The sequence below is a fragment of the Fretibacterium fastidiosum genome, assembly GCF_000210715.1.
Classification (GTDB): domain Bacteria; phylum Synergistota; class Synergistia; order Synergistales; family Aminobacteriaceae; genus Fretibacterium; species Fretibacterium fastidiosum.
The window spans coordinates 283,062-290,441 of sequence record NC_021038.1 but is presented as its reverse complement, the minus strand read 5'-3'; the positions used below and the strand labels follow the sequence as shown (position 1 = coordinate 290,441).

The 7,380-nt window shown below is 61.6% G+C and carries 8 protein-coding genes; 7 read left to right on the top strand and 1 reads right to left on the bottom strand.

The features are described from left to right. The first annotated feature begins 283 nt into the window (after nt 1-283). From SY1_RS01310 to SY1_RS01285, 6 genes are all read left to right on the top strand, one after another. Nucleotides 284-1,429: an ABC transporter substrate-binding protein gene (locus SY1_RS01310; RefSeq protein WP_208872532.1), complete on the top strand. Its 1,146-nt coding sequence runs from the start codon at nt 284-286 to the stop codon at nt 1,427-1,429. Between the two features lie 176 nt (nt 1,430-1,605). Continuing rightward, nucleotides 1,606-2,499 (top strand): branched-chain amino acid ABC transporter permease, encoded by an 894-nt coding sequence (locus tag SY1_RS01305; RefSeq protein ID WP_243440547.1) that lies wholly within the window; start codon nt 1,606-1,608, stop codon nt 2,497-2,499. Between the two features lie 11 nt (nt 2,500-2,510). Beyond that, on the top strand, nt 2,511-3,410 hold the full coding sequence (locus tag SY1_RS01300; protein ID WP_015555928.1) for a branched-chain amino acid ABC transporter permease: 900 nt from the start codon (nt 2,511-2,513) through the stop codon (nt 3,408-3,410). Beyond that, entirely contained in the window at nt 3,410-4,192 is a 783-nt protein-coding gene (locus SY1_RS01295) for an ABC transporter ATP-binding protein (RefSeq protein ID WP_015555927.1), read from the top strand. Before SY1_RS01300 ends, SY1_RS01295 begins: the two co-directional genes overlap by 1 nt. A gap of 3 nt (nt 4,193-4,195) precedes the next feature. Then, on the top strand, nt 4,196-4,927 hold the full coding sequence (locus SY1_RS01290) for an ABC transporter ATP-binding protein (protein WP_015555926.1): 732 nt from the start codon (nt 4,196-4,198) through the stop codon (nt 4,925-4,927). 223 nt (nt 4,928-5,150) lie between these two features. Beyond that, nucleotides 5,151-5,588 carry a GNAT family N-acetyltransferase gene (locus SY1_RS01285; protein ID WP_015555925.1) on the top strand — a complete coding sequence of 146 codons (438 nt, stop codon included), beginning with the start codon at nt 5,151-5,153 and terminating at the stop codon, nt 5,586-5,588. 246 nt (nt 5,589-5,834) lie between these two features. Here SY1_RS01285 and SY1_RS01280 read toward each other — a convergent pair whose 3' ends face one another. Further along, the gene (locus SY1_RS01280; RefSeq protein ID WP_015555924.1) at nt 5,835-6,989 is read right to left on the bottom strand and encodes an ABC transporter substrate-binding protein; all 1,155 of its coding nucleotides are present in this window, start codon (nt 6,987-6,989) and stop codon (nt 5,835-5,837) included. A 22-nt stretch (nt 6,990-7,011) separates the two neighbouring features. Here SY1_RS01280 and SY1_RS01275 point away from each other — a divergent pair. Beyond that, the coding region (locus SY1_RS01275) for a hypothetical protein (protein ID WP_208872531.1) at nt 7,012-7,380 on the top strand (369 nt) is incomplete at its 3' end.

The window sequence follows — 7,380 nt, the reverse complement described above, 5'->3', positions numbered from 1 at the left end:
TGTTGTACCCAGGGAACAACCCCTCCGGTTCGCTGCGCGAACCACCTCCCCTTTCAGGGGAGGCAATCTACATTATTAGACGCGATTGGGTATAAAATCAACTTAACCTGTGCATAGATGCAATCCTCGATAAAGCCGTCGCAGATTGTGGATTTGGGTCAGGGCCCTTTACATTTTCGCGCCGGGCCGGTACAATAATAGTCATCAAATTGCTAAATTGCTGCTACTCAAAATTATTTTCATTGGCTTTCCCGAAATCTGAAATTATCCGGAGGTGGACACCTTGAGAAAGGCTTTAGCGGTACTGGCGATGGTTTTGGCGGTTTCAGGAGCGGCCTGTGCGGCGGAGGGCCCCATCAAGATCGGCTACCTTGCCGCGCTCACGGGCGATTACGCGCAGTACGGCATCACCGAGGTCAACATGGCGAAGATGGTGGTCAGCGAGACCAACGCCGCGGGAGGCGTCCTTGGCCGTCCCATCGAGCTCGTCGTCTACGACACGAAAACGCGCAACGAGGACGCGGTCAACGCGGTGCGCCGCATGATCGAGAGCGACGGCGTCTGCGTCATCGTCGGGGCCAACACCAGCGGCATCAACATCGCCACGGCGCCCATCGTGAACAAGGGGCGCGTCCCCCAGATCTCCACCATCGGGACCAACCCGCTGGTTACGGTGGACAACAAGGGCAAGGTCCGTCCCTACTCGTTCCGCATCTGCTTCACGGACCCCTACCAGGGCGCGCTGGCGGCCGACCTGGCCTACAACGACCTGAAGAAGACGAAGGCCGCCATCCTGTACAACGTCGGCTCCGACTACGCCCACGGGCTCCGGGAGTTCTTCACCAAGGACTTTCAGAAGCTGGGCGGCACGGTCGTGGCGGACGAGGGCTTCCGCGAGACGGACGTGGACTACCGCGCGCAGCTCACCACCATCAAGAACTCCGGCTCGGACGTCCTGTTCCTGCCGGGGATGGGCAAGGACATGGCGCTGGCCATCAAGCAGGCCCAGGAGCTGGGGCTCGACGTCACCGTCATCGGCGGCGACGGGTACGGCGAGTTCATGAACGAGATCGCGGGCGACGCCATGAAGGGGACGTACTGGATCAACCACACCTACCTGGGGGACCCGGTCATGGCCCCGATCTTCGCGCGCTACAAGGAAACCTACCACGACGAGTGCAAGGAGTTCGTGAACGGCACGATGGCCTACGACGCCATGTGGTGGGTCCTGGACGCCATCAAGCGCGCGGGTGCGGCCGAGGGGCCTGCGATCGCAAAGGCCCTCGAGGAGACGAAGGGCCTCAAACTGAACCACGCCACCCTCACCATCGACCCCGAAGACCACAACCCGCTGAACAAGGCGGGCATCATCTTGAAGGTCGGCGACGACCTGAACACGGAGTTCTACAAGAAAATAGAGCCGAAATAAACCGCATTCACGGAGGGGCCCAAGGCTGGCGTTCGTCGGTCCTGGGCCCCGTTTCTATGCGGCCTCACCACCTTTCGGAGCGCGGGCGCGGGACGCGAAAGGACCGACGGTCCGAGTCCCCAGGCGCTTGGGCGCCTCCGTATCCACACCACTCAACGAAATCGAGGTGTTAAATTTTGAATCTCTTCGTCACCCTGATTCAACAGGTGATCAACGGGCTGTCGCTGGGATCGGTCTACGCCCTCATCGCGGTCGGCTACTCGCTGGTCTACTCCGTGTTGCTGTTCTCCAACTTCGCGCACGGCGGCTTCCTCGTCATCGGCGGCTACATTTGCTACTACGCCCTCCTCAAACTCAAGCTGGACATCTGGACGGCCTCCCTGGCCGCCCTCGTCGGCGCGGGCGTTTCGGCCATCGTCGTGGAGCGCCTGGCCTACCGTCCCATCCGCGAGCGCACGCCCGTCACGCTCTACATGCTCATCGCCTCCATGGGGATGAGCATCGTGATCGAAAACCTCTTCGTCGTGACCATCGGCGGCCGCTTCCGCGCTCTGCCGCCCGTGATCCCAACGAACCCCGTCCGCTTCTTCGGGGTGGTCACGACGAGCGCCTTCGACATCCTGTCGCTGATCACGGCCGTGGCGTTCCTCATCGGGCTGCAGGTCTTCCTCGTCAAGACGAAGTGGGGGCTGGCCATACGGGCCGCGTCCTACAACCTCCGAACGGCGGGGCTGATGGGGGTCAACGTCAACCGCCTCATCTCCATCGTGTTCTTCGTCGCGGGGCTCCTTGCGGCCGTGGGGGGAATCTTTCTCTCCGTGCGGTACACGCTCTATCCCCAGCTGGGGAACGCCATCACGACGAAGGCCTTCATCGCGGCCGTCATCGGCGGGCTGGGCTCCCTGCCGGGCGCCGTGCTGGGCAGCATCATCCTGGGGCTGGCCGAGATGCTGACCGCCGGCTTCATCTCAAGCCAGTTCCGCGACCTCGTCGTCTTCGGCATCCTCATCGTGACGCTGATCATACGCCCCACGGGCTTCTTCGGAAAGTCCGTCAGCGAGAAGGTATAGGGGGGATCATCATGGTGGAAGGTTATGCATCCGGAGTCGTCACCCTTCTGGCGATCAACCTCATCGCCGCTCTGGGGGTCTCCCTCTTTACGGGCTTCACCGGCATCTTCACGCTGGGGCACGCGGGGTACATGGCCATCGGGGCCTACACGGCGGCCATCCTGACCGTCGAGTACGAGGTGCACTTCGCCGCTGCGATCCTCGCGGGGGGCGTCCTGTCCATGGTGCTGGCGTACCTCATCGGCCTTCCGACGCTCAAGCTGGTGGGCGACTACTACGCTATCGTCTCCCTGGGGCTGGGTGAGGCCATCCGGCTCATCATCGAGAACTGGAACAGCGTCACGCGCGGCGCGCGCGGCTATCCGGGAATCGACAACTACACGTCCATGACCGTGGCCGTCTCCTTCTTTCTCGTCCTGTGCGTGCTCATGTTCTTCCTGATCAACAGCCGGTACGGGCGCGCCTTCAAGGCCTGTCGGGACGACTACGTGGCGGCGTCCCTCCTGGGCTTCAACACGGCCCACTTCCGCGTCCTGAGCCTCGCCATCTCGGCGTTTTACTGCGGCGTGGCGGGCGCGCTCCTGGCGGGCTACATGTCCTTCATCCAGCCCGTCATGTTCGATCAGGTGAAGTCGACGGAGCTGGTCTCCATCGTCGTCTTCGGCGGGCTGGGCTCCACCAGCGGCTGCCTGATCGGCACGACGATCCTGACGCTGGTCACGGAGCTGTTCCGCCCCATCTCTCAATACAGGATGCTCGTCTACGGGGCCGTGCTGGTGCTGATCATGGTCCTTCGCCCGGAGGGCATCATGGGGACCAACGAGTTGACCCCGGCCTACGCCCGACGGGTCCTGAAGCGCTGGAGGAAGTCCCCGGCCGCCGGGCCGGACGAGAAGGGAGGGAGCCGCTGATGAACCCGACATCGAAGAGCGCGGTGCTGGAGTTGAAGGGCGTCAACAAGTTCTTCGGCGGGGTCCAGGCCGTCAGCGACATGAGCTTCGTCATCCGGCGGGGGGAGCTCGCAGGGCTCATCGGGCCCAACGGTGCGGGAAAGACCACCATCTTCAACCTGGTGACCGGCGTCTACGACACAAACGGCGGCGACATCAAGTTCATGGGCAAAAACGTCAACGCCCTGCGGTCCTATCAGGTCATCCGCCTGGGGATAGCCCGCACCTTCCAAAACCTCAGGCTCTTTCCGGGTTCGACCGTCCTTGAGAACGTCATGACCGCGGCGCAGCAGCACCACGGCTACTCGTTCTTCGAGGCCATCACGCACCTCGGCCGCTGGCGCGGACGCGAGGCCGCGATCCGCGGGGAGAGCATGGAGCTCCTGGAGCAGGTCGACCTGGCGGACCGCGCGGAACAGGCCGCCGGGACCCTGCCCTACGGCCTGCAGCGCCGGCTTGAGATCGCCCGCGCCATTGCGCTTCAGCCGCAGCTCCTGCTCCTGGACGAACCCGCCGCGGGCATGAACGCCGATGAGGTGCACGACCTCAACGAGTTGATCACCCAACTGCATCAAAAACTCGGCCTCACCATCCTCCTGATCGAGCACCACATGGACATGGTCATGGCCATCTGCCCGCACATCATCTGCATGAACTTCGGCGCAAAGATCGCCGAGGGCAGTCCGCAGGACATCCGCCAGCACCCCGAAGTGCTCAAGGCCTACCTTGGGGAGGAGGAATGACAAATGGCTGACGAGAGAACCCCCATCCTTTCCGTTCAGGACCTCTCGGTGAACTACGGCGCCATCCAGGCCCTGAGGGGCATCTCGCTCGACGTCTTCCCCGGTGAGATCGTGGCGGTGATCGGGGCCAACGGCGCGGGAAAATCGACCATGATGAACGCCATCATGGGCGACGTCCCGCGCGCATCGGGCAGGGTCCTGCTGGAGGGCCGGGACCTGCCCCGAAGGAGCCATCAGGTGGTGACCAGCGGCGTCTCCCTCGCGCCGGAGGGGCGCAGGGTCTTCGCCCCGCTCACCGTCCTGGAGAACCTCAGGATGGGGGCCTTCCCCCTCTCCGACCGCAGCGCCATCGAAGAGCAGGAGCGGAAGGTCTTTGAGCTTTTCCCCCGGCTCCTGGAGCGCAGGGAGCAGTACGCGGGCACGCTGTCGGGCGGCGAGCAGCAGATGCTGGCCGTCGGCCGCGCCCTCATGGCCCGGCCCAAGGTGCTGCTCCTGGACGAGCCATCCCTGGGCCTCGCCCCCATCATCATCAACGAGATATTCAAGGAACTGACCGTCATCAACCGGAAGCTGGGCACGACGATCCTCATCGTCGAGCAGAACGCGAAGAAGGCGCTCCAGCTCTCCCACCGGGCCTACGTCATTCAGACGGGATCCATCGTCAAGGAGGGGGCGTCGAAGGACCTGCTGGTTGATCCGGAGATCGAAGCGGTCTACCTGGGCGGCAGGAAGTGACGGATAGGGCGGCATGAAGAGAGCCCGCCCCAATTGAGGCGGACGCTTTTATACCGCTGTCGAAAAAGTGCAATCGTTATGACATGAGATTCTAAGATCGACAAAGACAGCCGACCGAAGTCAGTCTTATGTCTTCTCCCTTAAGACTGGAAAGTTCGCCCCGCTTTGTGGGCACGGCTGAAGCCGAGGGCTTTCCCATTGCACTGTCGTAAGGGGTGATGGTATGGAACTCAACACAAAACGATTCCATGAATTAACCAATGAAGAACTGTACGCCATTCTGAAATTTCGTGTGGATGTTTTCGTGGTCGAGCAGAACTGCCCGTACCCAGAACTCGACAACTGCGATCAAGCTGCCATTCACGTGTATCTGAAGGACGAAAACGGCATTCAGGCTTATCTGCGGGTAATGGATAAAGAGATCGAAAGCGAGTACGTTTCCATCGGTCGCGTCATCGCGGCAAAACGGCGATGTGGCTTAGGCAGCCAAATTTTGAAGGAAGGCTTACTGGTAGCGCAGAAGCAGTTTGGGGCAAAACAGATTTATCTGGAAGCACAGACCTACGCGAGGCGTTTTTACGAAAAGCTGGGCTTCCAGCAGATATCCGAGGAATTTCTGCTGGACGGGATACCTCACATAAAAATGCTATTGCAGATCTGAAGGAAACCTGCCGGCGCACACGCTCCCTTTGAGGCTCCATCAGTCACCGTGAACTTCTTCTATCACGACGATTGGTTGCATAAAGCGTCCGCCCCGACAGGGACGGACGCTTTTTCTATCCAGTGGAGCTTTTGCGAAACCGCTGGGCCGTCTCTCAGGACCGACGGCACCCCACGGCCCCGTTGCCGCTGGCAGTCCAAAAGCAAGCTTCCGTTTGGGGTCCGTTGAGCGTTCACCCCCGCTCCCCTACTCCGCCTTGGGCTCGATCTTCTTGTAGAACTCCGTCTTCAGGTCGTCGTCGACCCGCAGGACCACGCCCGCCTTGTTCATGGGGTCGTGGGTGGCGGGGTCGATGGTGATGGTGGCGTGGTGCAGCTTCAGGCCCTTCGTCTCCTCGAGGGCCTTCGCGATCGCGGGCCCCTCGTCCACGCCCGCGCGGGTGATGGCGTCGAAGACCCAGTACACCGCATCCGCCGCCATGGCGCCGTCCAGGAACTCCTTGCAGACGTCGTTGTAGCGCTTCTGGTAGCGCTCGTAGATGGGGGCCATCTCCGGGTCCTCCATGTAGGTGTGGTTGATCCAGTACGTCCCCTTCATGGCGTCGCCCGCGATCTCGAACATGATGTCGCTGAAGCCGTCGCCGCCGACGATGGTCCCGTCGAAGCCCAGCTCCCGCGCCTGCTTGATGGCCAGCGCCATGTCCTTGCCCATGCCAGGGAGGAACAGGAACTCCGCGCCCGACGCCTTGATGGTGGTGAGCTGTGCGCGGTAGTCCACGTCCTCGCCGCGGAAGCCCTCGTCCGCCACGATCGTGCCGCCCAGCCGCTTGAAGTTCTCGGTGAAAAACTCGCGGAGCCCGTGAGCATAGTCGGAGCCGACGTTGTACAGGATGGCGGCCTTCGTCTTCTTCAGGTCGTTGTAGGCCAGGTCCGCCGCGATGGCGCCCTGGTACGGGTCCGTGAAGCAGATTCGGAAGGAGTAGGGCCTCACCCTGCCCTTCTCGTCAACCGTCACCAGCGGGTTCGTGCCGATGGTCGAGATCTGGGGAACGTGTCCCCGGTTGACGATGGGGGCCGTCGCGATGTTGATGCCGCTCGCCAGGTCCCCGATGATCACGCACACGCGGTCGCTCTCGATCATGCGGCGGGCCGCGTTGACCGCGTCCTCGTTGCGCGTCTTCGTGTCGTAGACGATGAGCTCGATGGGACGGCCGCCCAGAAGGCCGCCCGCCTCGTTCTGCTCGTCCACGATCATCCGGGCCATGTTGGCCTCCGTGATGCCGAAGGGGGCGTTGTCGCCGGTCAGCGCGACGAGGTAGCCGATCCGGATCGGGTCCGCAGCCAGCCCACTCCCAGCCAACAGGAGCACCAACGCCAGTGACGCAAGGATTTTCTTCAACATAATACAACTTCACCTCCTGAAAATGATTCACACACTCTCACAAAAACGGGCAACCGACAACGACTTTAACACTTTACCATCAGACGAGAGGGTTTGTAAAGCTCTCTTTCAGATAAACCATCGATTCATTCAAAATTCAACAGCGAAATTCAATACCCAATCGCGTTTAGCACGTGGATCGCCTGCCCCAGCGGACGGAGGGGTTCTCTTTTCATCCGCTTTATGCTATTCTAAATCCGTATTCAACGCATACAATTTTCTTCTTTTGCAGGGCCTCCGCGGGCAGCACGGGGTGTCAGGAGCCGCCCCAGCACAGACCTTGCCGCAGCGCCGTGGGGGATGGACGCGCTTCGCGGTTTTTTGGTTTTTCTTTGTGTATTTAATAGTTTTG

Excerpts from the sequence above, each read along its gene's own strand:
- SY1_RS01285 (WP_015555925.1), top strand. The coding sequence starts at position 5,151 with ATGGAACTCAACACAAAACGATTCCATGAATTAACCAATGAAGAACTG.
- SY1_RS01295 (WP_015555927.1), top strand. The coding sequence starts at position 3,410 with ATGAACCCGACATCGAAGAGCGCGGTGCTGGAGTTGAAGGGCGTCAAC.
- SY1_RS01300 (WP_015555928.1), top strand. The coding sequence starts at position 2,511 with ATGGTGGAAGGTTATGCATCCGGAGTCGTCACCCTTCTGGCGATCAAC.
- SY1_RS01290 (WP_015555926.1), top strand. The coding sequence starts at position 4,196 with ATGGCTGACGAGAGAACCCCCATCCTTTCCGTTCAGGACCTCTCGGTG.
- SY1_RS01280 (WP_015555924.1), bottom strand. The coding sequence starts at position 6,989 with ATGTTGAAGAAAATCCTTGCGTCACTGGCGTTGGTGCTCCTGTTGGCT.